This is a genomic window from Marivita sp., from assembly GCF_965656765.1.
In the GTDB taxonomy this organism is placed as follows: Bacteria; Pseudomonadota; Alphaproteobacteria; order Rhodobacterales; family Rhodobacteraceae; genus Marivita.
Map to the genome: position 1 here is coordinate 22,737 of NZ_CBFHLV010000018.1, position 25,808 is coordinate 48,544.

Here is a 25,808-nt window from a genome sequence, read left to right on the forward strand (position 1 = left end):
CTCCAGCTCCGACAGGGAGAGACGACATGAAAGACAGCTACGACGGCCCGATCCTCGAAATCGACACGCTATCGATTTCCTTTTTTACGCGTTTGCGGGAAATCCCGGCGGTTATGGATTTTTCGGTCAATGTCATGCCCGGCGAAGCGGTTGGCCTGGTGGGCGAGTCCGGGTGCGGAAAATCCACAGTGGCGCTTGGCGTGATGCAAGACCTGGGTAAAAATGGAGAAATCGTTGGCGGGTCGATCAAGTTCAAGGGTCAGGATCTGGGCGCGATGAGCCAGGACGAGCTGCGCAAGATCCGCGGCTCTGAGATCGCGATGATTTATCAGGAACCGATGGCGTCGCTCAATCCGGCAATGAAGATCGGCAAACAATTGATGGAAGTGCCAATGATCCATCGTGGCGCATCCGAAAAAGAGGCCTATGACCGCGCGCTTCAGGTGGTGACGGATGTCAAATTACCCGACCCCAAACGCATTCTGGACGCCTATCCGCACCAGCTTTCGGGTGGACAACAGCAACGCATCGTAATCGCGATGGCGCTCATGGCTGAACCATCCCTTCTCATTCTCGACGAGCCGACAACTGCGCTGGATGTGACTGTCGAGGCCGCAGTGGTCGAACTGGTCAAGGAACTGGGCAAGAAATACGGCACCTCTATGTTGTTCATCAGCCACAACCTGGGTCTGGTCCTGGAGACCTGCGACCGCATCTGCGTGATGTATTCCGGCGAAGCAGTGGAACGCGGGTCAATTAAAGACGTGTTCGACGAGATGCAGCACCCATACACACAGGCGCTGTTCCGGTCGATCCCACTGCCCGGTGCCGACAAGAACGCCCGCCCGTTGCGCGCGATCCCGGGTAATTTCCCCCTGCCCCATGAGCGTCCGCAGGGCTGTAACTTTGGCCCACGCTGCGATTATTTCCAGGCCGGTCGCTGTGATGCACAAGATATCAAAATGGCCGATGTGCCGGGCAACGAACGCCACGCCACGCGGTGTCTGCGGTTTCAGGAAATCGACTGGCATGCGCCGATGGAACTTGGCGACAGCACGCAAAAATCTGAACCCGGTCGCGTCGTGCTCAAGATGGACAACCTCAAGAAATACTACGAGGTGGCCGCAAATGCGCTGTTTGGCAAACGCGGCGACACCAAGGTGGTCAAAGCCAATGAAACTCTGAGTTTTGAAGCCCGCGAATCCGAGACGTTGGCCATCGTGGGCGAATCCGGCTGTGGCAAATCCACCTTTGCCAAGGTTCTGATGGGTTTGGAGACCGCGACGGACGGGCAAATCTTACTCGACAATCACAATATCGAAGCCACCCCAATTGAGTCGCGCGATACACAGACCATCGCTGATGTGCAGATGGTGTTCCAAAACCCGTTCGATACGCTGAACCCTTCAATGACAGTGGGACGGCAAATCATCCGCGCGCTTGAAGTGTTCGGCATCGGCACCAATGACGGCGAACGCCGTGAAAGGATGTTGCAACTGCTGGATTTGGTAAAGCTGCCACGCGCCTTTGCCGACCGAATGCCGCGTCAGTTGTCAGGCGGTCAGAAACAGCGCGTCGGCATTGCCCGCGCCTTTGCGGGGAACGCCCGGATCGTGGTTGCAGATGAACCTGTATCCGCGCTCGATGTGTCGGTTCAAGCGGCAGTCACGGACCTTTTGATGGAGATTCAGCGTGAACAGAAAACAACGCTTCTCTTCATCAGTCATGACTTGAGTATCGTCCGCTATCTGTCTGATCGTGTTATGGTAATGTACCTTGGGCATGTGGTTGAGCTGGGCACAACCGATCAGGTCTTCGCACCGCCTTACCACCCCTACACAGAGGCATTGCTGTCGGCGGTCCCAATTGCGGATACGAGCGTGACAAAGAAGAACATCGTGCTTGAAGGTGACATCCCTTCAGCCATGAACCCACCGTCGGGCTGCCCTTTCCAGACGCGCTGCCGTTGGAAATCGCAGGTGCCTGGTGGTCTGTGCGAAAAAGAGGTGCCACCGATGCGTCAGCTGGGAGACGGTCATCAGGTCAAATGTCATCTGTCAGATGCGCAATTGGCTGAGATGGATCCTGTCATTCAGATCGCGGCCGAGTGAACGGCCGCAGATCACAGTTTCATTCCGAAATCACCTCCGTCCCATTTGCACCCAAAACTTGGATCGCATGGGCAGTGTGACGGAGCCGATGACATCAGTTTGTTAGAAAGTCCTCTGCGGTCAGCACGGCCGCACCAGTTGCGTTGGTCACCGCTTGGGTGTTCTCAGCCAGAGCCGCATAGGTCAGCACTGCCATTCCGACAACTGCTGCTGTCAGAACCACCCAATCGACGGTTACCGCACCGTCTTCGTCGGCTCGAAAGCTCTTGATGAAGTCAATCATGCCACTCTCCAATCTTCGAGGATCAATCGCTTTGGTTCAGTTTCCTGAACCCTAAGCACACGATCTCAATACCATTTGTTTGTTTCGCTACGGTTGGTTTTGGTCGCAGATTGGGGCAGTAGTTTGACGGGAATATAGCAGATTTAAAATCAATAACGAAAAGAAAGTGGCGGACAAAGCCACAGGATCGGAATGTTCGACCGCATTTTTACACGTCGGAACGCGGTACACCAAACCATTGGAAAGCAACGCTTTAGCGGCCCCAGATCTTTTTCACATAGTTGCGTGTTTCGCGGTAGGGCGGGATGCCTTTGTGTTTTTCGACGGCACCCGGGCCTGCGTTATAGGCCGCCAAGGCCAACGGCCATTGCCCGAACTTGTGGTACTGTTCTTTGAGGTAGCGCGCGCCCCCTTCAAGGTTTTCGGCCGGATCGTTTGGGTTCACGCGCAAGTATTGCGCCGTGCCAGGCATCAACTGCGCCAAACCAATCGCACCTTTGTGTGACCGCGCGTTGGGATTGAAGTTCGATTCCTGCTGAACCAATCGCAAGAACAGGTCTTCAGGGATACCATGGCGTCTGGCCGCATCTCGGGCCATACCAGCGTAGACACCCGAATATCTGCCACGGTATTTTGCAACTGTGCCGTCTGCGCCCGCGTCGCCCCACTTGGTTGGGGTCACAACTTTGGGGGGCTGCAATCGCACCGAATTTTTGTATTGCTGCGCCGCGCGCGAGTCCAAGACCTTGGTTTTGCTCGAAAAGAGCGCCACACGGCTCTTGGTGGATAACACCTCTGCGCTGACCGCGCCTGAACTCATCATTGCGGCAACACTCAGCACCGCAACAAATCTCTGTCTTGTTGTTCGCATCACTGCTCACGCCCCACGCTGAGATTTTGCAGAGGTATAGTCCGGATTCGCATTCCATACCAGCCTTGGTTGCTCACCATTTGTTAACCACAAGCTGATGGAATGGCGCGGACGGCTTTTGCCAATCGCTGATGGCAATCCGGCCGAACGCTGGTGTAGGGTCAAACAAACGGCGCGCGGCGTCATAGATTCGAATTCAAGATGGGGGAAACATGGCCGGTTCAGTTAATAAGGTCATCATCGTCGGCAATCTCGGCCGCGATCCGGAAGTGCGAACTTTCCAGAACGGCGGCAAGGTCTGCAACCTGCGGATCGCTACGTCAGAGAACTGGAAAGACCGCAACACTGGTGAACGCAAGGAACGGACCGAATGGCACAGTGTCGCCATTTTCAACGAAAATCTTGCGCGCTTGGCCGAGCAATATCTGCGCAAAGGCTCCAAGGTGTATATCGAAGGCAAGCTGGAAACCCGCAAATGGCAGGACCAGTCCGGTCAGGACCGGTATAGCACAGAAGTTGTGTTGCGGCCGTACGCGGGTGAACTGACATTCCTCGACAGCCGTGATGGTGCTGGCGGTGGCGGCGGTGGTTACGGCGGCGGAAGCAGCGGCGGTGATTATGGTGGCGACTACGGCGGTGGCGGTGATTACGGCGGATCGAGCGGCGGAGGTGGCGGCCCTGCCCGTGCGCCCGCCCGGGACATAGACGACGAAATCCCATTCTAAATTGAAAAGGCGCCCTTTGAGGCGCCTTTTTCTATCTCTCTGACAACGCATCCTGCAAAAGCTGCAGCACCCTGTCCGATGGCACGTCTGAGGTCACAAACGCGTCACCAATGCCACGCGCCAGAATAAAGCGAAGTTGACCGTCGATGACCTTTTTGTCTTGTCCCATCAGGTCAAGCAGCGCCTGAGCGTCCGGCAAATCGCCGTCGATATCGGCTAAGCTCACCTTCATGCCCATTTCGGACAGCATCTGACTCACGCGGCTTGGGTCTTCTTGTGAACATAGGCCGAGGCGCGCGGACAGATCGAATCCAAGTGCACAGCCAATTGCAACACCTTCGCCGTGCAACAGCCGATCCGAATAGCCCGTTGCCGCCTCGAGGGCATGGCAGAACGTATGGCCAAGATTCAGAAGCGCGCGATCCCCTTGCTCGGTCTCGTCCCGAACAACAATCTCGGCCTTCATCTCTACCGAACGTTTGACCGCATAGGCCAGCGCGTCAGGGTCGCGTTCGCTGATGCGACCCGCGTTCTGTTCTTGCCAATCGAAAAACGCGGCGTCCCCCAGTAGTCCGTACTTGACGACCTCGCCATAGCCAGCAAGGAAATCCCGCTTGGGCAGCGAATTGAGAACCGATATATCCGCAAGCACCAACGCAGGCTGATGAAATGCGCCGATCAGGTTCTTGCCCTGCGGTGCGTTGATCCCGGTTTTGCCGCCGACCGAACTGTCGACCTGCGCCAAAAGCGATGTGGGGATCTGGACGAACCGAACACCACGACGCAACACAGCGGCAGCAAAGCCCACCAGATCGCCGATCACCCCACCGCCAAGAGCGATGACCACATCACGGCGTTCGATCTTCTGATCAAGCAACCATTCAACAGTGCGCTCAAACTGAGGCCATCCCTTGGTGGACTCCCCAGCGGGCAAGGTCAGGCTGACCGACGTAATCCCTTCGGCAGACAGCGCAGTTTCCAAAGCCTCAAGATGAATGTCTGCCACATGCGTGTCCGTGACGATCGCCACACGCGGACGTTTGAGCAGAGGTGTAATCTCGACCCCTGCACGGGAAAGCAGGTCTGGTCCGATGCGCACGTCGTAGGCGCGGCCCTCGAGCGGGACGTGAACGGTTTCAATCACTCTTGAACCTCCAATACATCAGGGCGGGTCTTGAGTGCTTCGACCACGCGTGATGCCATATCATCTATCGAAAGCCCCGGTTCGGACCGGACGGCCAGATCGGCTTTGGCATAAATCGGAACCCGTTCATTGTAGAGCTTTGACAACGCGCCGTGCGGATCGGGCACCCGCAACAAGGGCCGCGTGTCTTTGTGTTTCACCCGGCTCCACAACAGGTCAAGGTCAGCATTCAGCCAAACCGCGACCCCTTTTTCCGAAATGATCTCACGGTTTTCAGTGGACATGTAAGCGCCGCCGCCAGTCGATAAGATACCCTGTTGCCGGTCGAGCAGGCGCGAGATCACCTGACGTTCCTTCAAGCGAAAGAATGGCTCTCCGTCGCGTTCGAAAATCTCGGGGATGGTCATATTGGCGGCTTTTTCGATCTCAGCGTCCGAATCGAGAAAAGGCGCGCGCAGCATTGCAGAGACCGCTTTGCCAACTGCGGTTTTACCGGCACCCATCATGCCGACCAATACCACCGTTTTCTTGAGTCTTGCCTGCATTGTCCCCGACGCTGCCCTTGTATCTCGGCCAAGTGCCGCCAATTTTTTGACATCGGACGCTGAATGACGTGATCTTAGGCAAAAGGCCAGTTATAACTTGGAAAAAATCATCGAGGCAGGGCAAGGATCGTCATGGGACGTATCATAAAATGGCTGATCTATTTGGTGATCATCGGTGCTGTGGCGCTGGTGGCATATGCCTATGTGGGCCCTTTTTTCGGCGCTGATTTTTCGCCACCACAAACTGAAGTCAGACAACCAGTGACGCTGGATGCAGATTAAACGACCTCTTTTGATCTTAGCCTGCGCCGCTTTGCCTGCTTGGGCGCAGGAAGCGCCGCTATCGGCCATTGATTGGCTGGCCGTTCAGCGAAACGCGCCGTCCGTTGTCACCGTACCGCCAGAAAGCCCCGTCGCCCAAAGTGCAGCTGTGCCCGATGTCGAGGTGCAGTCGCTGGACGCACCAAGCGTTGGAGGCGTAGGCCTGTTGCCGACATCTGTAACTGGCCTGCCCCCAACGCTCTGGAAAGGCAGTTCCGAGGCTGATCTGATTGCAGCCATCAACCGTTACCAAGCCCGGCGTCCGTCGATACCCGCCCTCAACGCGTTGCTTCATATTCTGATGCTGGCTGAAGCAGAGACGCCGAGCGCCAGCAAAGGTGAGGCGCTTTTACACGCACGGGCCGCGCTTTTGTCTCGTCATGGTATGGTCTTGCCGGCCGAAGCATTGATGGAGCGAGTGGGCGATCTGACGCCGCAGTTGTTTGATCTGTCCTTCGACCTGGCTTTGCTGACCGGAACTGACGAAGCGCTCTGTCGGGTACTGGACGACACTCCGAGCCTGAGCAACGACTTACCGACCCGCATCTGGTGCGCCACACGGAGCGGTGACTTCCCGCGCGCCATGACGATTTACCAGACAGCTTCGGCGCTTGGCCAACTGTCGGACCTGGACGAAGCTTTGTTGCTGCGCTTTCTTGATCCAGAATACGCAGAAAACGCCACGCCACTCAGACCACTTGTCAGACCAACTCCGTTGCAATTCCGCTTGTTCGAAGCCATCGGAGAGGCATTGCCGACAACACCTTTGCCCCTTCCGTTCGCAGTGGTTGAACTGTCCGGTGATTCCGGCTGGCGGGCGCAATTGCAAGCGGCAGAACGGTTGGCGCGCGCAGGTGCTATAGACGGCAACCAGCTTTTGGGCGTCTACACCACACAAAAGCGCGCAGCCTCCGGCGGGATCTGGGACCGGGTCGAGGCGTTGCAACGCTTTGACACGGCATTGACCACGCGTGACCCTGGTGCGGTGTCATCCGCATTGGAAAAAGTCTGGCCCCAGATGCGCAGTGCCGGGCTTTTGGTGCCGTTTTCCAATCTCTTCGCTACGCAGCTTGATGGCCTACCCTTGTCGGCAAGATCCAAAGACATTGCTGCGCTTGCTGGATTGCTGTCCGACGATTACGAAACCACAGCGGCGGCCCTTTCCGATAGCAGCGATCCCCAGCACAAATTCCTTGCCTCCATCGCAATGGGACAGGCTCCGAGTGCCATCCCGTCGGATGTTCCTCACGCCGCTGCCTTGGCTGCCCCTTGGTCGTCCCCAACCCAAGCACCAAATGAACTGGCAAACCTGCCCGGCCAAAACCGTTTGGGCGAAGCATTGCTGTCGGCCATCGATAGGTTCGAAAGCGGCGCTAATGGCAATGATGATGTTGCGGAAGCACTTAGCACCCTGCGCGCCTTTGGACTGGAAGACACTGCCCGCCGCGCAGCGCTGCAACTGGCGATACTTGAAATGGAAGGCGCACGGCGATGAGTGACCGGCACTGGATCGCGGCATTTCTGGATGCTCAAGCCGCCGAACGCGGGGCCGCTACCAACACGCAGTTGGCCTATGCCCGCGACCTGGCGGACTTTACCGACTGGCTGAGCAGTCAAGGGTCGTCCTTGACCGACGCACGAAAAGTGGACGTCGAGAACTACCTGATCCATTGCGACACACAAGGCTTGGCGAAATCCACGCGCGCACGGCGATTGTCTGCCATCAAACAGCTGTACCGCTTTTGCTTTGAAGAAGGATTTCGGGCCGACAATCCAGCAGTGCAGATCAGTGGACCGGGCCGCGACAAACGCCTGCCCAAGACACTATCCACCGAAGAGGTGGACCGCCTGCTTGACGCCGCCACAGCGCATGGGCGCAGTCCAGCGGAAAAGGAACGCAACACCTGCCTGATGCAACTGCTATACGCGACAGGCATGCGGGTCAGCGAACTGGTCTCGCTGCCGCTCTCGTCTGCCAAGGGTGATCCGCGTATGCTCTTGATCCGTGGCAAAGGCGACAAGGAACGCATGGTGCCGCTGTCACCACCTGCCCGCGCAGCCTTGCGTGATTGGTTGAAAACCCGCGAAGAAATGGAGGACGCCGCCCGCACCGATGGCAAGCCCGCGTCGGCCTTTTTGTTCCCATCGCGTGGCAAGTCGGGGCATCTGACGCGGCATGCGTTCTACATCCTAATCAAGGAACTGGCTGTCGAAGGCGGCGTATCACCATCCAAGGTCACGCCCCATACGCTGCGCCACGCCTTTGCCACACATCTTCTGGCCAATGGCGCCGATCTGCGGGCGATCCAGACGTTTCTGGGCCATGCCGATGTCTCTACCACCGAAATCTACACCCATGTTCTGGAAGAACGTCTGAAAGAGTTGGTGCTGGATCACCACCCAATGGCGCGCGACTAGACCACGGCTCTTGAACGCGCCGGACGCTGACCCCATAACCTTGTCAAGTTTTCAAAACGTTGGATCTCATGGAACCCGCAATACCCGCGGCTGACGCCGCTTTCTGGATCACGTCCTCGGCCATCATTGGCTTGCTTGTGCTGTCGGCTTTCTTCAGCGGCTCGGAAACCGCATTGACCGCCGCATCGCGTGGCAAGTTGCGGTCAATGTCCGACAAAGGCTCCAAAGGGGCGGACCGCGCGCTTGATATCACCGAAGACAACGAACGGCTTATTGGGTCGGTCCTGCTGGGCAACAACCTTGTCAACATCCTCGCCACATCGCTGGCCACCGCGTTATTCACCCGACTTTTTGGCGAATCCGGCGTGGCGCTTGCCACGTTGGTGATGACTGTGCTGGTGCTGGTCTTTGCCGAAGTGCTGCCCAAAACCTATGCCATCACAAACCCCGAAACCGCCGCGAGCCGCGTATCACCGGTGATTGCCTTGGTGATCAAGGTCTTTTCCCCAATCGTTGGCGCGGTCCGGGTGTTGGTGCGCGGTGTACTGAGTGTCTTTGGGGTCAAGACCGACCCCGACAGCCATATCCTGGCCGTGCGCGAAGAGATCGCGGGCGCACTGCAATTGGGCCATTCCGAAGGAGTTGTCGAAAAAGAGGACCGAGACCGCATCCTGGGCGCGCTTGATCTGAGCGATCGCACGGTCGAAGAGATCATGTTGCACCGTTCAGGCATCGAGATGATCGACGCTGACAACGATCCACAGGACATTTTGCGCCAGTGCCTTGAATCAAATCACACCCGCCTGCCCGTCTTTCGCGGTGATCCCGAGAACATCATCGGTGTGGTGCACGCCAAAGACCTGTTCCGCGCGATGTATCAGTTCATGCAGGAAAGCGACAAACCAGCCGAAGCGATGAGCAGCTTCAAATTCGCGGATGTGTCGATGAAGCCGTACTTCATCCCTGACAGCACCTCACTTGACGATCAGATGCGTCAATTCCTGCGTCGTCGCACCCACTTTGCTTTGGTTGTGGATGAATACGGTGCGTTGCAGGGATTGATCACACTTGAGGATATACTTGAAGAGATCGTCGGCGAGATCACCGATGAATTTGACCCCGATGGCGATCACGCAGTCAAGCGCGGTGAAGACGGGAATTACTGGATCGACGGCGCAATGACGATCCGCGATCTCAACCGGGCACTTGACTGGTCCTTGCCCGACGAAGAGGCCAACACTGTCGCCGGTCTGGTGATCCACGAGGCGCAAATGATCCCGACCACAGGTCAGTGTTTCAGCTTCCACGGGTTCCGCTTTGAAGTCGTCTCACGGGATAACAACCGTATCACCGCGCTCAAGATCCGACCGTTGGCGGCCGAGTGATCAAGCAGCGGGCACACCGACACTTATGCACGTAGGCGTGTACCATCGGGGTCAAATGGCGGCTTACCAAGGATCGTCGCTCGGTGCGGACGGCCCAGCACCATAACCTCGACCTCATCACCGGCTTGGGCGTTTTTGATATATCCCAGCGCCAAAGACAGCCCGACATGGTAGCCGTAGGCACCCGAACTGACCCGTCCGATACCGATACCGTCTTTGAAAATCGGTTCTCCACCCGTGGCATCTGCGTTTGACGCATTTGCATCATCGCGATTCAGCGCAAGCAGCACCATCCGTTCACGCGGTGGTTTTTCCATGTTGGCCAACACTGCATCACGGTTCAAATACGGCTTGTCGGTTCGGCACAACCGGTCGAGCCCACATTCCTGCGGCCAGTATTCCGGGCTGTATTCCCGGCCCCATGATCCGTAACCCTTTTCTATACGCAGGCTCATGAGCGCACGGCTGCCCACCGGTACAGCTCCGACTTCTTTCCCAGCCTCTAAAAGCGCTGTGTAAAGCGCCACCTGATCCTCAGCGCGGCAATGCAGTTCCCACCCCAGATCTCCGGTGAAGGACACGCGCAGGGCCATTACATCAACACCCGCGATGTCGATCCATTTGGAGCGCATGAAGGGCCAATCAGATGTGTCGAGCGAAGTGTTGGTTAGCCGTTGCAACAGTACACGGGACTGCGGCCCGGCCACGTTGAAGCCGCACCACGTGGTGGTGAGCGACTCGAATGTCGTGCCGTCTGGCAACGGCACCGCATCGTAGAAACGTTTCTGATATCGCTCGGCCATGCCTGAACTCACGATCCAGAATTCATCCTTGGCCAACCGCGTGACCGTTGCATCGCCGGCAATGCCACCACGCTTGCCAATCAGCGGCGTCAGGCAGGACCGCCCAACCTCGCTTGGCATGCGGTTGGCGAAAACGGCGTTCAGCCAATCTTCGGCCCCCGGCCCTGTCACGCGGTATTTGGCAAAGTTTGAGATGTCGATGATGCCGGCAGCATCGCGTAAGGTGCAGGCCTCATGACCAACAACGTCCCACCACGGCTGACGGGTGAAACCCGCAGTCTCGGACACATCGCTAGAGAAATAGAGCGGATGTTCCCATCCGTAGTTCAGACCAAAGACCGCTCCCATGTCTTTTTGCATCTCGTAGACCGGGCGTGTGCGCACGGGGCGACCTGCCTCGCGTTCCTCATTGGGGAAATGAATCTTGAAACGATGGGCGTATTGGTCGCCAACCCGCGCTTTGGTGAATGCTGCATCTGCCCAGTCCCCGAACCGCGCCACGTCCCAGGCGAACATGTCGTACTGCATCTCACCTTCGATGATCCATTGCGCCACCATCAAGCCCATACCGCCGGATTGCGAAAAGCCGGGAATGATGCCGTTGCAGCAGAAATAGCCCTGTTTCTCGGGCACCGGCCCAAGCAGTACGTTGCTGTCAGGTGACCAGATCATCGGGCCGTTGATCACACGTTTGATTCCAGCCTCGCCCACTGCAGGCACGCGGTCGATGGCACGCATCATGTTGTCTTCAATGCGTTCAAGATCATCGGCGAAAAGCTCGTGGCCAAATCCTTGCGGCGTGCCGTCTTCGGCCCAGAAGCGCACGTCTTTTTCATAAGCACCGACCAGCAGGCCTTTGCCCTCTTGTCGTAGATAGTATTCGCCATCTCTGTCGGCGACCGACGGCAGGCGGCGATCCATCGCGTCAATCTCGGCAATGGTCTCGGTCACGAAGTACTGGTGCTCAGTTGGCAGCAGCGGCAGTTTGATCCCCGCCAAGGCCGCCACCTCGCGCCCCCAAAGGCCGGCGGCATTGACCACCCATTGGGTGTGTATATCGCCATTTGGAGTACGCACAATCCATGTGCCATCGGGTTGTTGGTCGGTTGCCGTCACAGGTGTGAAGCGATGGATCTCGGCCCCTTTTTGTCGCGCACCTGCAGCGTAGGCCGCTGTCACGCCAGATGGGTCAACATTACCGCCATCGGGTTCATACATGATGCAGCGAATGCCGTCGAAATTCACCAATGGATGGAGAACCTCAGCCTCGGCGCGGCTGACTTCGTGGAAGTTCATGCCATACAGCTTGGCCTTGGCCGCCTGCAGACGAAGCTGATGTTCGCGGGCTTCGGTTTGTGCAAGATAAAGCGACCCGGGCTGAAACACGCCGCAGCTTTGGCCGGTCTCGGCCTCGAGCTGGTTGTAGAGGTTCATCGTGTAATGCTGGATGCGGCTGATATTGGTGCTGTCGTGAAGGCCGTGGATATTGGCCGCAGCGTGCCATGTTGACCCGCTGGTAAGCTCGTCGCGTTCCAAAAGGACAACATCGGTCCAGCCCAATTTTACCAAATGGTATAGAATCGAACAGCCGATAACACCGCCTCCGATGACAACAGCTTGGGCGTGAGTTTTCATGGCTGGCGACTCCGTTCGATTTGGCCCCACACTTGCGATCCGAAGAGATAAGTGGTTGCCACAAGCCGACACGGGATGTCGTTTTCCGGCAGGACGCAACAGGAAACGCGGCCACAAGGTCGGCACAGAAGATCAGGGAGAGATCGCATGAAAACGCAGGCACGGGTGGTGGTTATTGGCGGCGGCGTCGTCGGTGTGTCGGTACTTTATCACCTGACCAAGCTTGGCTGGTCGGACGTGATGCTGGTCGAACGCTCGGAACTGACCAGCGGCTCGACCTGGCACGCGGCAGGTGGGTTTCATACGCTGAATGGCGACACAAATATGGCCGCCCTGCAGGGCTACACGATCCGGCTTTACAAGGAACTCGAAGAGATCACGGGCATGTCCTGCGGGCTGCACCATGTGGGTGGCATTACGCTTGCCGACAACCGCGACAGGTTCGATATGCTTTTAGCGGAACGCGCTAAGCATCGTTACATGGGGCTGGACACACAGATCGTCGGACCCGAAGAGATCGCCAAAATCGCGCCAATCACCAACACCGAAGGCATCCTTGGTGCGCTGTACGACCCATTGGACGGGCACCTTGATCCATCGGGCACCACCCATGCCTATGCCAAAGCGGCCCGGATGGGCGGGGCCACGATTGAAACCCATGTGATGGTGCAAGAAACCATGCAGCGGCCTGATGGGACGTGGAACGTAGTAACTGACAAAGGCACGATCCACGCGGAACATGTGGTTAACGCAGGTGGTCTTTGGGCACGAGAAGTCGGCGCGATGGCAGGGGTTTACCTGCCGCTGCACCCGATGGAACATCAGTATATCGTCACGGATGAAACCCCCGAGATCTACGAACGTGAGACCGAGCACCCGCATGTGATGGACCCGGCAGGCGAAAGCTATCTGCGGCAGGAAGGGCGCGGGCTGTGTATCGGTTTCTACGAACAGCCCTGCCGCCCTTGGGCCGTCAATGGAACACCGTGGACTTTTGGGCATGAACTTTTGCCAGATGACTTTGACAAGATCGAGGAAAGCATTGAATTCGCTTACAAACGCTTTCCTGTCTTGGAACGCGCGGGCGTCAAATCGGTGATTCATGGACCCTTTACCTTTGCACCCGACGGCAACCCGCTGGTCGGCCCGGTACCAGGCTTGCGCAACTACTGGTCAGCCTGTGGCGTGATGGCCGGGTTCAGTCAGGGCGGCGGTGTTGGTCTGATGCTGGCGCAATGGATGATCGAGGGCGAATGCGAACGGGATGTATCAGCGATGGACGTCGCCCGGTATGGCCGCTGGATCACGCCGGGTTACACGCTGCCCAAAGTGATTGAGAACTACCAAAAACGCTTTTCCGTTAGCTACCCAAATGAAGAACTACCCGCCGCGCGGCCCCTGCGCATGACACCGATGTATGATGTTTTTGACAACATGGGCGCGGTTTGGGGCGCGCAATATGGATTGGAGGTCGTGAACTATTTCGCAGCGCCCGATGAGCCGCGCTATGAGACCCCCAGTTTCCGCCGATCCAACGCGTGGGTTGCGACCGCGCGCGAGGTGAAAGCCGTCCGCGAAGCTGTTGGAATCAATGAAGTTCAGAACTTTGGCAAGTATGACGTACAAGGCCCCGGCGCGCGCTCTTGGCTGGATCGGATTATGGCAGGCCGGATACCGCAAAATGGTCGTATCTCATTGACGCCGATGCTGTCCCCACAGGGACGTCTGATCGGGGACTTCACCGTATCATGCCTCTCAGCAGAACACTTCCAGATCACCGGGTCCTACGGCGCGCAAGCCTACCACATGCGCTGGTTCCAGTCGCACCCTCCCCACGAGGCCGAAGGCGATGTAACAGTCGACAATATCTCAGACCCGCGCACAGGGTTTCAGATCGCAGGGCCCCGAGCACGGAATCTGCTACAGGCCGTGGCCCGTGAAGATATCTCGGACATGCGTTTTCTTGACGTGCGGCAGCTGACCATCGGCCTGTCCACCGCCATCGTGCAACGGGTCAGTTATACCGGTGGTCTAGGATACGAGATCTATGTCGATGCCATGGAACAGCGCGCGCTTTGGGATGTTTTGTGGCAAGCAGGGCAGCCGATGGGGATAACGCCTTTCGGGATGCGCGCGATGATGTCACTCCGGCTGGATAAGTTCTTTGGCTCGTGGCTGTCCGAGTTTTCACCAGACTATACCCCTGCAGAAACAGGCATGGACCGGTTCATTGCGTGGTCCAAGAACACCGATTTCATTGGACGCGCCGCGGCAGAGGCAGAACGCGCCACGCCCCCTGACCGAATTCTGTGCGCATTCGACGTTGCGGCGAAAGACGCCGATGTGCAGGCTTACGAGCCGATATGGATCGACGGTGCTGTACAAGGCTTCTGCACCTCGGGCGGCTTTTCGCATCATGCCGGTAAATCCATTGCACTTGGCCTGATCCCGCGCACCCACGCGCAGGAGGGCCAAAAGGCGCAAATCGAGATTTTGGGCGAGATGTGTGATGCCACGCTGATCACAACACCGCTCTACGACGCAGACGGGGAGCAGATGCGCAGCTAAACTTTGGTATGAGCCAAATATCCATCGTGATTCCCGCCGCCGGGGCCAGTCGTCGGATGGGCGACCGGGACAAGTTGCTTGAGCTTGTGGACGGGGTGCCCCTGCTACGGAGCGTAGCGGAACGTGCCTTGACGGTGAGCAACACTGTGGTGGTCACCCTACCCGTTGAGGCCATGGCACGCGCTGAAACCCTGGTCGATCTGCCGGTACTTCAAGTTCCGGTGCCGGATGCCGCTGACGGGATGTCCGCCTCATTGCGGCGTGCAGCGCAGGCAGTGCCAAAGACTTGTGACGGAATGATGATCCTACCTGCGGATATGCCCGACCTGACAACAGATGATCTGCGCCAAATTGTAAGTGCGTTTGACGATGCCAGCGGCGAGTTTCTGGTCCAGGCAACCAGCTCGGCCGGACATCCGGGGCATCCAGTCATTTTTCCGCGGGATCTGATCTCGCAATTTCGGACTCTGACAGGTGACGCAGGGGCCAAGACAATTCTGCAGGCCAATCGCTCTCGTATTATTCGGGTCCCCCTGCCCGCCGAACACGCGCTGACCGATCTCGACACGCCAGACGCATGGACATTGTGGCGGGCCAACAACCCCGACAGGTAAATGTGGATAAGTTTGCGGATAAAAAAATGGGACGGCTCTCCCCTACCGTCCCATTTCCTTTCGATTGCTGCCTCAAAAGGGCGCAATCGACTGTATAACTGCTGCGACTTTCGTCGGTAGCGGATACACTACTCAAGAAACACTTCAAAGCAAGACAAAAATGCCTGTTTTGTGATCAGGTCCATCTTTGAAATCAAGAAAAGTGACCCTACGGAACGCGCCACTCTCCGGCCCAGCCCGCAGAAGCCTTAAAAACAGCGCGCCTGTGCGGATCGACGAGCTGCATCAGCTCAATCGATTCGATTCGGCAGGTCAGGACAGTGAACCAATCAAGGCTGGCAAGCTTGGTGTACGAAGCGGCAGATGGAATCGGTGTTCCCGGCTTTGGCGATGCACCATAGGCGATGCGCGAACCGTCCGGCACGTTTTGCCATCGGTCGACAACGGCGTTGCCGTGCGAGATGTCAACGGATGTGGACAACCTGATTTGCAACTTGGCCTTTTCATCCCAAATCATCAGTTGCGCCAGCGGGTTGGCGCGCAGAGACATGACCTTGTCCGACCCGCCATCAGTATGCACCTCGACTGTGCCGTCTGCCCGGCTGGCTCCGCGCAGAACGACCGTCCGCGCCTCGGGCGCGCCTTCCGGGGAAACCGTGGCAAATACGGGATGCCGCGCAGCGGCACGGCGATCGGCGACACCACGCGTCAGGCGCTGCCATCCAAGGTCAAGAAAGGCGCCCAGATCGTTGTGGTCACTCATAGCCTGTCATCTCCAAGTATCCGCGACCGCTGTGCGATCCGGTCACGGTGACCGGCCCTTCCCAATAGGGAATGGACACCGCCATCCACGCGTTCGGATTAAGAGCGGAGACCGTCACGTCGATGTCTTTATCCGGCAATTGTACCGCCCATTCGGTTGGCACAGCGCGCCCGGCCACATCATTACTTCCTAATGGTTGCGCACGGAACGCGCCATCGGGATAGGCCGTGGTTGTGCCATCCGGCGCAATCCATGTGGCCGACGAGAAGGACGAGCCATCGTCCTCGCGCAGTAGAAAACCCATCAGTTTGTCGCCGCTGTCGAAGGAGAGGGAAAACCAGTCCCAGCCTGATTGCGTTTCAGCCAATGGCTGCGACGACCATTCCCGGTCGAGCCAAGCTGAGCCAGTGACCTCGATCTCACCATCAGGCAGGGTCAGCCTTCCCGTCACATCATAGGCCGGCTGAGAATAGTAGTAGCTCGCCTGCCCTTGCGCCGATTTTACCGAGAACCCGTCTTGCCCATGAAAGACCAAGGGGCCGTTGGCGCTTAGGTCAAGGGTGTAGAGGAAGTCGGCCCCTCGCGCCGTGAGTGTCAGATCTTCAAAGGACGGTCCCGCCATTTGCCAATCGTCGATCCATGCATCAAAGGGCTCAACGATCACACCGGCTTGCCCGATCCCGCCGCGCGCTATGCGTTCCGCAACGAAGTGTTTTTTGGGCGTTGTAACGGCCGCATGCGCGAACCAAACCTGTGGGTCAGTCCAACCATTGCGGGTTTCAGGCGCCAGCGCGGATCGAAACAGTGTCCATTGCACACCGTATGCGGTGCCATCCGGATCAGTCAGGTTGGCGGTCAGATACCACCATTCGATACGATAATCAGGATGCGCGCCGTGATCCTGCGGGAAATCAAATTGCGGGTTGGGCATGGGCACAGCAAAGCCATCGGCGTCGGTTCCCAACCCGGCAAACCCCTGCGCAATGGCCTGAAAGGGCAAGAAAAGAAAAACGATCAACGCTCTAACGATCATTGGCGAACACCTTGAGCAGATCGGACGGCGGCGTATGAGCAAGCCGAAGCGCGGGCCATAAAGCCGCCAACGCTGCCGCCAATAGCGCGAAAAGCGTCAGCAGCGTATAGTGGCCGGGAAAGAGATACATGGGCAGTTTCCAACCGAATGCCTCGACATTCACATAGGACAACAGCACCCACGCCAACAGCAATCCCAGCGGGATTGCCAGAACGGTGGTTACCATCGCCAAGATAACCGCGCGGAGCAATTCCAATCGTCCCAATGTGCGCCGCGTGAGACCAAGCGCCCATGCAGGGGCAAGTTGCGGAACACGGATTGCGGCCAAGGTCAGCAAGCTCATCAAGATCGCAAAAGCCGCCACAGCCAACGTCAGGACGTTCAATGCCCCGGTGACGGTGAAAGTGCGTTCAAATACATCAAGCGAGAACGCTTTGATCCGCGCCTGATCCGTGATCGCCGCCTCTGGTAGGCCGTAGTCTTGGGTTAGTTGATCCCGCATCGCGGCAGGTGTGTCGCTGCGCACACCGAACGTCATGGGCACCATATCCGGATAAAGGTCACGGAAAACCGGTTCCGCAATCAACGCTTGCCCCAACGGATTGCCGTAATCCGCGACGATCGCAGCGATGGGAAGTGTCAGACCCTCGGCCACTGTGAGCGTGTCGCCAGTCCACACGCCGGCCCGGCGGGCAAGTTGTTCGCTGATCACAGTCGCGTCGCCTTGTTGGACGCGGTCCCAGACATCTGCCGTTTGTGCCAGAAACAACCAGTTATCGCGATAGGTTGGGCCAACCCGAACGCCGAACAGGTCGGTGGGCACTCCTGCGATGTCTGTTTCGACCGACAAGAGCGGCAGAACCTCGCGTGCGTTCGCGATCAAATAAGCCTCAAGATCAGGGCTTTGCGCCTCGTCCTGAATGCGAATAAACAGTTCTGGCCCAAGCCTTTGATCCAGGAAATCCACAAAGGTCACACGAAAGCTCGACACCATGGTCGACACGCCCACATTCGCTGCTGTGGCCAGCAAGAGCGCCATTAACGCGAGGCTCATACCCGGCACCTGTTGCCGCGTATCCGCCCAAAACCACTGCCACACAGCGCTTTGCGACAGCGTGTCCGCAAGCGTCACCGCACCTCGCAGCACCAGCGGAAGGATCAGCGCCGCACCAATCAGAATACAGGCCAAGAGCACGAACCCGAATGCTAATCCCTGTCCCCAGATGGCAACGCCAGCGCCAACCAGAAATAATGCACCGGCGATGGCCCCCAAACGCCAAGCCGTTGTCCCCGATGCAACGGCCCAAGCGCGTGGTCGGGCACTGGACAAGAGTGGCATCTTCGCAATCTTCCAAAGCGCTCCGGAAGCAGCCAGTCCAGTGCCAAGCACAGCAATCGCCAGTCCCGAAAGCCACCACTCCGGCCGAAGTTGCAGCGTGCCAGCGACGGTCGCGCCATATAACCCCTGAAGTGTCGCTGCAACATTCGGCAAGAGAACCGCGGCGATCACGTAGCCCAAGGCGACACCAAGTCCGCCTGCGACTAGGGCGAACAGAAACAATTCGACAATAATCAACACAATCAATGCCTTGAGTGGCACGCCTAGTGCACGTAGCGTACGCACCATGCTGCGGCGTTGTTCGAACGCGAGGCTGATCGTGCCATGGACAATAAAGATGCCGACGGCGAAACTCAGTAGACCAAAGGCTGTCAGGTTGAGATGAAAACTGTCCGTCAACCGATCCGCTCCGGCGTCTTGCGCGGGCTGCCGAACCAGATCACGCGCGATAGACGCAATGTCTGGCAATCCCACTGGTTGCGCGCGGTCAATGATCAAACGGCTTAACTTTTGCTCAGCCGCCAATACATCCTGCGCCACACCAATATCTGTCAGTGCCACACCGGGCGCCACGGACGGGTCTGCGATCACCCTTTGCGCCACATAACCATCCAAGCGGTCCGCAATATCTGGGGACGCAAACATCACCCCACGCGTTAGGAAATCTTCAAGGTTCCCCCCCTCTTGCATACCGACTGGCGCAATCGTTCCCGGCGCGGTCAAGGGATCAAGCCCAATGATCCGCACCGGCCCTGCATCGGTTGCCAATCTCCCCTCAAGCACGGGCGACACCTGCCATCCGGCGCGGCGCAGAGCGATATAGGTTGCTTGGTTGATCACATCACCAGAGCGCGGCAAAAGCTGATCGAACTGGCCCTCACCCAAAGTGGCCGCTGCCGCGTCATAGCTTGCCCGCGCCTCGGCGTTGATAGCCTGAACGCCGGACCAAAGTGCCGTTGCCAACGCAAGACCACTAATCAGCGCAAAAAACTGCACTCCGTTGCGCCGCCAATGCGACAAAAGAGCTGTCAATACCGTCCAGATCACACCACATGCCCTTGGCTGAGATGAACGTGTCGCCCCATCCGACGGGCAACGGTTTGGGAATGGGTCACCATAAGCAGCGCCGCGCCTGTTTCGCGCACAAGCGCCAGCATCTGGTCAAGCACATCCGCCGCCGTTGACTCGTCAAGGTTCCCAGTCGGTTCGTCCGCCAACACCAGCTTGGGCCGCGCGGCCAACGTTCGGGCGATGGCGACACGTTGTTGTTGCCCGCCCGACAACGCTTCAGGGTATTTGGACGAGTGATCGGTCAGGCCCAATGCCTGTGACAAACGGGCCGTGTGATCCGCATCAAACGTCCCAGCCAGCCGAGCCTGAAACGCGATATTGGCTTGAACTGTCAAGGATGGGATCAGGTTGAACTGCTGAAAAATCACCCCGACATCCGACCGCCGCAACGCCGCGCGGTCCGTGTCGCGTAGGGTGGTAATCTCTCGCCCGCCGATGAAGATCGACCCAGCGTCAACCGTGTCCAGCCCGCCGATAAGGTGCAACAGCGTGCTTTTGCCCGAACCGGATTCGCCGGTTAGCGCCAGCGTCTCGCCCCGGTCAAGCGACAGCGAAACACCGCGCAGCACGGGCACATCACCATCAGCGCCCGAGTAGGATTTGGTCACGTCCTGAACAGTCAACACCATGCGCCTGAGCTATCACGCAATGCGACAATGGAAAGCCCGGTTGCGTAAAAAGAACCGTCGCACTTTGCCGCGTGGCCGCGCGGTGCTAACTCGCATGGCATGAGTGTATTCGTGTTGTCCCCAGATACGGTTTGGAACCCCAAAGCGCTCGAGACCGGATCGGTCCCGCGTAAAGTCCTGCACCGCATTGCCTTGCTGCCCAAGGGCGGTGGGTTTGGCCTGATTGCGCGTGTGATCATGGAGAACGAACCGCTCCGTTATTTTATTGCGTTGTCACCCTTTGTGGCCGCAATGTTCATCTGGCGCGATCTGGCTTTGCCGATTTCGCAAGCACCCGTGGCGATGATCATTGTGATCGGATTCTTTGAAATGAAAGTCCTGCGTATCTCGGCTGACAAACGCGAAGCTCTTGTGGCCGAGGACGACGCGGAGCGCGTTCTGGACACGCTCAATTACCGCGCCCGGCGACTGTTGACCAAACTTGCCGCGCATCGTGGCCAGACCAGCGGCACCTTTATGCTTGTGGTCGAACAATCGGAATTGGCGCACGTGACGCCCCTGACCCTGGTTTCAGTGCAAACAAGCGATGGCAAGCCGCGTGTCTTGCCGCTGGATGCAATCGAACGCGATCTGATCCGGGCAGAGCTGTTTGATGCCGATTTTACCGAACGCGCCCTACACAACGCTAATTTGCGAGAGGATGTCTACCTGCGGTCGGCCACATTCGACGCGCGAGGTGTGTCAGGGCACGCCCGTCTGGCGGCCCTGCTGAATACACCCACTGCGCACGAGGCCTCCGCATGAGCGTCAACGCACAGTCAGTCTCGGCCGGGGACGCGCTGGATGTTCTGCGCGTAGCATGGGACGCGCAAGACAACGGGTCTTTGACCACATCATGGATGCTACATGGCAAACCGGGCGTTGGGAAAACGCAATTGGTTCAAACGCTTGCGAACCAGATCGGCGCTGACCTCTACGATATTCGCCTGACCACGATCGAGCCGCAGGATCTGCGCGGCTTGCCGTATTACGACCACGAAACACAGAAAACGCTGTGGTATCGGCCCGAAGATTTGCCCGACAACACCGACAAACCCGCCGTTTTGTTCCTTGACGAGCTCACCGCGGCGTCGCCTTATTTGCAACCAACGGTCTATGGCCTGTTGCAGGAACGTCGTGTCGGGCGACACACCCTGCCCGACAGCGTGTTTGTCGTCGCAGCTGGCAACACGGTCGAGGATGGCGCGGTCGCCTACGAGATGGGCACCGCCCTATCGGACCGGCTGGTGCATCTTCATGTGACCGCGAATGCCAAGGACTGGCTGGAACGGTATGCGGTGGACCAATCGCTTCACCCGGCAGTGACAGCATTTCTACGGTCGCGGCCTGACCTGCTGGACACCACCGAAGATAGCCTGCGCCGTGGCGAGATGATCGCCTGTACGCCACGGTCTTGGGACCGGGTTAGCCAGATCATGCACGCTGTGACTAACCGGCGCATCCGCGATACAATGGTCGCTGGAACCATTGGTGTCGCCCCGGCTTCCGATTTCGCACGGGTTGCAGATGAACTCGACGCCATGGTGACAGTGCAAGACATGCTGGCCACGCCCCGTGCGCAACGGGCTGATCTGTATCCCGATACGTTGAATGGTTTGGTCGGGTTGATCTATGGTTTGGTGGCGCAAACCGATGCGGAAACAATCCCCGATGTGATCGACGTGATGGCGGATCTGCGCACACTCAAATCCGAACAGGTACAATCGTTGCCCTTGGGCGAACTGACCAGCTTTGGTTTTGAGCTTTTGATCCGAAAGGCCCTGGCTCAAGGTCTGCAAGAGGCGTTTCGTGACTCGGCGGCCTATGTCGATTACGCGAACGAGCGAACCGAGGCAGGCGCGCTGTGATCTATGTCAGGACTTCATAGTCGCCGTGTCCGGGCCGCCCTTGCGCAGATGGGCGATGTTGACCCGGCCATTGCCGCGCTGGCGCTGTGGTGCACCCACCGCGACCATGACGGGCAGACAGAAACCACCGGCGATACAATACTTTACGGCCCGTCCTTCACAGATCTGTCTATCCCGGAACAGGTCGGACTGACAGCGCATCACGTGATGCACGTGGCTCTACGGCACAGTGCACGACAGGCCGAGATGGCCAGCCGCCTGGGGCGTCAGTTCAAACCCAAGCTGTACGCATTGGCCGCCGACGCGATCATAAACGAAGCCTTGATTGCTGGGGGACATGCCCTGCCACGCCCTACGGTTCGCGCGAAAGAGGTGATCGAGCTGTTGCCGGGCCTCGATACAATCGCCCCGAATATTCTTGCCGATTGGGACACTGACCGCCTTTATCACGCTTTGGCGGCACCGCTTGAGGGTGATCCGTCCCAGACCAATCCCAGCATCGATGACTATATGATGAAACGCCGCTTTGCCCCGGATTTGAGCAGCAGAGGTCAGTTCGAAACCCAAAGCGACATTTGGTCCAACCGCGTCGATCAAGCTTTGGACTTGGGGCGTTCGGCAGGCGTCGGCATCGGCCCGGCGCTGATCCGCTTTGGCGATCTGCCGCATGCAACTATCCCGTGGGAACAACGCCTGCGCCGGTTAATGGCAAAAGCGGTCAGCGATGTACTGCGCCTGTCACACAAACGCCCCGCCTCCCGCTGGATCGCGCAAGAGGCACAAGCACAGATCACCGACTCAACTGCACCCGCATTTCAACCCGGCCTTGCCCGGGATTTGCAACGCCCGCGTATTGTCATTGCCGTAGACACCTCGAGTTCGGTCACGGACACCCAGCTTGAATTGTTTGCCGCCGAAGCAATGGGCATCCAACGGCGCAGCGGGGCCGAATGTCATCTATTCGGGTTTGACACTGACATCCACAGCCAGACACGGCTCGACAGCTTGGAGAGTTTGAAGCAGTTGGACATGCGGCGTGGTGGCGGCACTGATCTAGCACCTGTCTTTGCGACCGGACGACGGCTTGACCCGTCGGTGTTGATCATCCTGACGGACCTTGATGCGCCACTGCCGCCCATACCCCGCTACGATGTGATCTGGGCCGTCCCGTCCCCTGTTCGGCAGGCTCCGTCCTTTGGGACGTTGCTTGTGATGGACCGCTAATCACGTCCCATCGCCGCAATTCCTTTGCCGTAGCGCCATTCAAAGCATAGCATTCGTGCATTCCACCCTGCCAAAGGAATGCGCTCATGACTCTGCACAGACACCTTCTTCGGGCCAGCCTGCTGGTCCCGCTCCTCGCGCCACCACTGGCCGCACAGGATGGCAACGTAAAAATGGGACAGCAGATCGCCGCCGAATATTGCTCGGCCTGTCACGCCATCGATCCGGGTGGTGCCTTCAAGCAAGACCCACCTAGCTTTGCTGCAATCGCCGTCTACCGGTCCCCCGAGCAAATCCGGCAACGCATCGTGACGCCGATTCATGCCGATATGCCGCGTTATTCCGAGTATATGATCGGCGGAAACATCGACGACATGGTCGCGTATATCGCGTCCTTGGAGGAGTAATCGCTGCCACCGGTCGCGTGCTGCAGCCGACGCACCGCGGCCGCTGTTTCCGGACGAATGGAATGGTTATCTGGTAAAAGGTTAGGTGGTGCCCAAGGCGAGACTCGAACTCGCACGCCCGTGAAGGCGGGGGATTTTGAATCCCCAAGCACGATTTTTCGCCGAAACGAAGAACAACTGAAAAATAAGGGAAAATATATTATTTACAATTATTTAGCTCATCGTCTTCGCCCTGCCTCACTCCGCAAAAGCAAGTATGCTTGAACCAAATCTTGCGACCAAAAACACAAAATACGCACAAAACCATCTTCACCTCAGACCAATGAGCCAAGTCAAGTTGTGAAGATGACGAATGTGGAAACATCGCAACGCTTGCACCTACCGAACCAGCACAGTTTGCAGACACGGGGATGAACAACCAGCATCCCGCGCAACCAAACCCGTTCAAAGTGCAGACGCAAAAAAACCACGCAGCTAATCGCGCCGCACAAAAATCAACAGCGACCGCCAATCATACATCCGAGCTGATGCTTTTGTTCGCGCCTGCGGACACACCGACTATGCAAACCAGCAGGCAAGATGAAATCTATCAGATGAAGAAACAGGTTTGGTTCAAAATCAGCAGCTTTGCAGGCAAATATTTTTCAAAATACCCCCTCATCTTGGAGCCATCATCACCAGACAATTTTCAAAATTCTACCATCTCGTCGCATTGCTTTTACAAAAGCCAAGCATAGCTACCCTCCAACCAAAATTGCGAGGGAACTATGACGAAATGGGAAAGCACCTTTGAGCAGTATCAAGACACACCAGATGCAGAATCCATTCAACATCTGATGAAGTACTTTGCACGGAATCTTTCCAATAGAGTGCGATGCATATTTTTTTCAGACGCGCTGGGAGTGAAGTATGTGACAGCACCAGCACTGAAACGCCAAGTGTGGAACGCCGTTCTTGGAGTAACAGATGAAATTCAGGACATACCACAGTTTCGCCAAAAACTACTGACACAATCCAATCGCCAACTGCTGCAAGATGCATATGGCACTGTGCCAAATGGTTTTCGTTTAGCACTGAGGAAAACTGGCCCGTTTGCGCAAGATGCAGACTACTATGTTCGGTTGCACCAGCATCTAATCAACAATCCAGACGACCATCGCTTTCTGAATGGTTACACGCAGATTGATGAGCGGCTGATTGATATCTTGCATACACTGCCTACACCACTGAACAGTTTTCGCTACGCACAGCATTTTTCAAGCCCAAGAGGTGTTCATCAGTTCAAAAATGCTTGGATTCTTTTGAACCATAGTGAGCACAAAGATCCCCGAATTTGGACGGATGCAGCCAAGCAGTTTGACCGAGGATTTTCAGCCCAACGAATAATTCAGAACAAGTTCAACAAAGCGTGGTTTCCAGAACCTGTAGTGAGCCATCCTCACCTCAGACATATTGCAACAGTAGGTGAGCTAAAAAATGCTGCCAAACGGTTCAAGAACTGCCTGATGGATTACACAGGCAACGCACTGCGCAATGACCTACAGTTCTATGAATACCTGTGTGACCAAGACCCCTGTATCATCAGCATCAAGAACGATGCGCCCTATGGATACATCCAATGGGCGTTGTTGCAAAAGTCTGACGACGAAGGATTCACTTCGCGAATCCATGGCGTTAGACGCGGTGCATGAGCAAGCCATCTCCCGCCCGCTATTGCACGACGAACTGGTCCAGCTACAACGCGTCGCTCAGGAAGCGGGGGTCTCTGCTCATCTGGGTCGACAAGGACATGACCTGGCACGCGCCGCGTGACGGTCGACCCGGACGTCCGGCGGTGTTTTCCGATGCGGCCATACAGTTCTGCTTATCGATCAAAGTCCTGTTCAAGTTGCCGTTGCGCCAGACCGCCGGAATGGTGGCCAGCCTGCTGCGACTGGCCGGCCTGGACTGGCCCGTGCCGGACTTTTCCACGCTGTGCCGCAGGCAAAAGACCTTGGCCGTCCAGGTCCCGT

24 protein-coding genes are annotated in these 25,808 nt (G+C 57.4%); 15 read left to right on the forward strand and 9 right to left on the reverse strand.

The window, feature by feature from the left end; translation table 11 throughout:
- The first annotated feature begins 26 nt into the window (after nucleotides 1-26).
- Nucleotides 27-2,111, forward strand: coding sequence for a dipeptide ABC transporter ATP-binding protein (locus ACTG4M_RS07340; protein ID WP_439122999.1), 2,085 nt, complete (start codon nucleotides 27-29; stop codon nucleotides 2,109-2,111).
- A gap of 94 nt (nucleotides 2,112-2,205) precedes the next feature.
- On the opposite strand, the gene ACTG4M_RS07345 is transcribed toward ACTG4M_RS07340, so the two are convergent.
- Together ACTG4M_RS07345 and ACTG4M_RS07350 are read right to left on the reverse strand one after the other, a co-directional pair.
- Complete coding sequence (locus tag ACTG4M_RS07345; protein WP_439123000.1) at nucleotides 2,206-2,394, reverse strand: hypothetical protein; 189 nt, start codon at nucleotides 2,392-2,394, stop codon at nucleotides 2,206-2,208.
- Nucleotides 2,395-2,647: 253 nt separating this feature from the next.
- Complete coding sequence (locus ACTG4M_RS07350) at nucleotides 2,648-3,214, reverse strand: lytic transglycosylase domain-containing protein (protein ID WP_439123022.1); 567 nt, start codon at nucleotides 3,212-3,214, stop codon at nucleotides 2,648-2,650.
- A gap of 263 nt (nucleotides 3,215-3,477) precedes the next feature.
- Between ACTG4M_RS07350 and ssb the strand changes: the two genes are divergently transcribed.
- On the forward strand, nucleotides 3,478-3,990 hold the full coding sequence (gene ssb, locus ACTG4M_RS07355) for a single-stranded DNA-binding protein (protein ID WP_439123001.1): 513 nt from the start codon (nucleotides 3,478-3,480) through the stop codon (nucleotides 3,988-3,990).
- Between the two features lie 31 nt (nucleotides 3,991-4,021).
- On the opposite strand, the gene aroB is transcribed toward ssb, so the two are convergent.
- Together aroB and ACTG4M_RS07365 are read right to left on the reverse strand one after the other, a co-directional pair.
- Complete coding sequence (gene aroB, locus ACTG4M_RS07360) at nucleotides 4,022-5,134, reverse strand: 3-dehydroquinate synthase (protein ID WP_439123002.1); 1,113 nt, start codon at nucleotides 5,132-5,134, stop codon at nucleotides 4,022-4,024.
- Nucleotides 5,131-5,721: a shikimate kinase gene (locus ACTG4M_RS07365; protein WP_439123003.1), complete on the reverse strand. Its 591-nt coding sequence runs from the start codon at nucleotides 5,719-5,721 to the stop codon at nucleotides 5,131-5,133. Before ACTG4M_RS07365 ends, aroB begins: the two co-directional genes overlap by 4 nt.
- 90 nt (nucleotides 5,722-5,811) lie before the next feature.
- Between ACTG4M_RS07365 and ACTG4M_RS07370 the strand changes: the two genes are divergently transcribed.
- From ACTG4M_RS07370 to ACTG4M_RS07385, 4 genes are all read left to right on the forward strand, one after another.
- A complete protein-coding gene (locus ACTG4M_RS07370) occupies nucleotides 5,812-5,961 on the forward strand; it encodes a hypothetical protein (RefSeq protein WP_439123004.1) in 150 nt (49 codons plus the stop codon).
- The gene (locus ACTG4M_RS07375; protein WP_439123005.1) at nucleotides 5,951-7,495 is read left to right on the forward strand and encodes a hypothetical protein; all 1,545 of its coding nucleotides are present in this window, start codon (nucleotides 5,951-5,953) and stop codon (nucleotides 7,493-7,495) included. Before ACTG4M_RS07370 ends, ACTG4M_RS07375 begins: the two co-directional genes overlap by 11 nt.
- Nucleotides 7,492-8,418, forward strand: coding sequence for a site-specific tyrosine recombinase XerD (locus tag ACTG4M_RS07380; protein WP_439123006.1), 927 nt, complete (start codon nucleotides 7,492-7,494; stop codon nucleotides 8,416-8,418). Before ACTG4M_RS07375 ends, ACTG4M_RS07380 begins: the two co-directional genes overlap by 4 nt.
- A 68-nt stretch (nucleotides 8,419-8,486) precedes the next feature.
- Nucleotides 8,487-9,803, forward strand: a complete 1,317-nt coding sequence (locus ACTG4M_RS07385) for an HlyC/CorC family transporter (RefSeq protein ID WP_439123007.1) — start codon at nucleotides 8,487-8,489, stop codon at nucleotides 9,801-9,803.
- A 23-nt stretch (nucleotides 9,804-9,826) separates the two neighbouring features.
- Here the strand turns inward: ACTG4M_RS07385 and ACTG4M_RS07390 are convergent, their stop codons facing one another.
- Nucleotides 9,827-12,241, reverse strand: coding sequence for a GcvT family protein (locus ACTG4M_RS07390; RefSeq protein WP_439123008.1), 2,415 nt, complete (start codon nucleotides 12,239-12,241; stop codon nucleotides 9,827-9,829).
- A 147-nt stretch (nucleotides 12,242-12,388) separates the two neighbouring features.
- Here ACTG4M_RS07390 and ACTG4M_RS07395 point away from each other — a divergent pair, with 147 nt between their 5' ends.
- Both ACTG4M_RS07395 and ACTG4M_RS07400 read left to right on the forward strand, forming a co-directional pair.
- Nucleotides 12,389-14,809: a GcvT family protein gene (locus ACTG4M_RS07395; protein ID WP_439123009.1), complete on the forward strand. Its 2,421-nt coding sequence runs from the start codon at nucleotides 12,389-12,391 to the stop codon at nucleotides 14,807-14,809.
- Between the two features lie 8 nt (nucleotides 14,810-14,817).
- Entirely contained in the window at nucleotides 14,818-15,423 is a 606-nt protein-coding gene (locus ACTG4M_RS07400; RefSeq protein WP_439123010.1) for a nucleotidyltransferase family protein, read from the forward strand.
- Nucleotides 15,424-15,631: 208 nt separating this feature from the next.
- Here the strand turns inward: ACTG4M_RS07400 and ACTG4M_RS07405 are convergent, their stop codons facing one another.
- From ACTG4M_RS07405 to ACTG4M_RS07420, 4 genes are read right to left on the reverse strand one after another with little or no spacing between them, the layout of a single operon-like run.
- Nucleotides 15,632-16,186: a pyridoxamine 5'-phosphate oxidase family protein gene (locus ACTG4M_RS07405; RefSeq protein ID WP_439123011.1), complete on the reverse strand. Its 555-nt coding sequence runs from the start codon at nucleotides 16,184-16,186 to the stop codon at nucleotides 15,632-15,634.
- Nucleotides 16,179-17,219, reverse strand: a complete 1,041-nt coding sequence (locus tag ACTG4M_RS07410; RefSeq protein ID WP_439123012.1) for a lipocalin-like domain-containing protein — start codon at nucleotides 17,217-17,219, stop codon at nucleotides 16,179-16,181. The genes ACTG4M_RS07405 and ACTG4M_RS07410 overlap by 8 nt, the downstream gene beginning before the upstream one ends.
- Nucleotides 17,209-19,605, reverse strand: coding sequence for an FtsX-like permease family protein (locus ACTG4M_RS07415; protein ID WP_439123013.1), 2,397 nt, complete (start codon nucleotides 19,603-19,605; stop codon nucleotides 17,209-17,211). Before ACTG4M_RS07415 ends, ACTG4M_RS07410 begins: the two co-directional genes overlap by 11 nt.
- A complete protein-coding gene (locus ACTG4M_RS07420) occupies nucleotides 19,602-20,258 on the reverse strand; it encodes an ABC transporter ATP-binding protein (protein WP_439123014.1) in 657 nt (218 codons plus the stop codon). The genes ACTG4M_RS07415 and ACTG4M_RS07420 overlap by 4 nt, the downstream gene beginning before the upstream one ends.
- Nucleotides 20,259-20,357: 99 nt before the next feature.
- On the opposite strand from ACTG4M_RS07420, the gene ACTG4M_RS07425 reads away from it, so the two are divergent.
- The 7 genes from ACTG4M_RS07425 to ACTG4M_RS07455 form a co-directional block, all read left to right on the forward strand.
- Complete coding sequence (locus tag ACTG4M_RS07425) at nucleotides 20,358-21,062, forward strand: hypothetical protein (RefSeq protein ID WP_439123015.1); 705 nt, start codon at nucleotides 20,358-20,360, stop codon at nucleotides 21,060-21,062.
- The gene (locus tag ACTG4M_RS07430) at nucleotides 21,059-22,165 is read left to right on the forward strand and encodes an AAA family ATPase (RefSeq protein ID WP_439123016.1); all 1,107 of its coding nucleotides are present in this window, start codon (nucleotides 21,059-21,061) and stop codon (nucleotides 22,163-22,165) included. The genes ACTG4M_RS07425 and ACTG4M_RS07430 overlap by 4 nt, the downstream gene beginning before the upstream one ends.
- 3 nt (nucleotides 22,166-22,168) lie before the next feature.
- On the forward strand, nucleotides 22,169-23,389 hold the full coding sequence (locus tag ACTG4M_RS07435; RefSeq protein WP_439123017.1) for a vWA domain-containing protein: 1,221 nt from the start codon (nucleotides 22,169-22,171) through the stop codon (nucleotides 23,387-23,389).
- A gap of 86 nt (nucleotides 23,390-23,475) precedes the next feature.
- The gene (locus ACTG4M_RS07440; RefSeq protein WP_439123018.1) at nucleotides 23,476-23,796 is read left to right on the forward strand and encodes a c-type cytochrome; all 321 of its coding nucleotides are present in this window, start codon (nucleotides 23,476-23,478) and stop codon (nucleotides 23,794-23,796) included.
- 410 nt (nucleotides 23,797-24,206) lie between these two features.
- Nucleotides 24,207-24,533, forward strand: coding sequence for a hypothetical protein (locus ACTG4M_RS07445; protein WP_439123019.1), 327 nt, complete (start codon nucleotides 24,207-24,209; stop codon nucleotides 24,531-24,533).
- Nucleotides 24,534-24,563: 30 nt separating this feature from the next.
- The gene (locus ACTG4M_RS07450) at nucleotides 24,564-25,487 is read left to right on the forward strand and encodes a hypothetical protein (RefSeq protein ID WP_439123020.1); all 924 of its coding nucleotides are present in this window, start codon (nucleotides 24,564-24,566) and stop codon (nucleotides 25,485-25,487) included.
- Nucleotides 25,484-25,808 (forward strand): transposase (locus ACTG4M_RS07455; RefSeq protein ID WP_439123021.1); only part of this gene is annotated, 325 nt, incomplete at its 3' end. The genes ACTG4M_RS07450 and ACTG4M_RS07455, both read left to right, overlap by 4 nt.